The organism is Stenotrophomonas sp. STEN225 (assembly GCF_056756445.1).
In genome coordinates, this window is the sequence record NZ_JBRRBV010000046.1 from 1 (window position 1) to 328 (window position 328).

Annotated in this window: 2 rRNA genes; both read left to right on the forward strand. The window is 59.1% G+C overall.

What is annotated here, in order from left to right:
- Positions 1 to 88: ribosomal RNA gene (gene rrf / locus ACVOJ1_RS18990) — 5S ribosomal RNA — on the forward strand; the annotation flags it as partial.
- Between the two features lie 132 nt (positions 89 to 220).
- Positions 221 to 328, forward strand: a 5S ribosomal RNA gene (gene rrf / locus ACVOJ1_RS18995); the annotation flags it as partial.

A 328-nucleotide genomic window follows, 5' to 3' on the forward strand; every position in this document is an offset into this window, starting at 1 on the left:
CCCGATCCCATCCCGAACTCGGAAGTGAAACGCAGCTGCGCCGATGGTAGTGTGGCTCAAGCCATGCGAGAGTAGGTCATCGCCAGGGTTTATACCCAAAACCCCGCTGCTTACGCAGCGGGGTTTTTCCTTTTAATGAAGGCACTGCATTTTCCGGGTGGCTTCCGCCCCAAGGGCAAGATCGCGAAGCTGGCGCCGCAGGCGCTGCTGCAACCGTCTCCCTGGTGAAATTAGCGCTGTGGAACCACCCGATCCCATCCCGAACTCGGAAGTGAAACGCAGCCGCGCCGATGGTAGTGTGGCTCAAGCCATGCGAGAGTAGGTCATC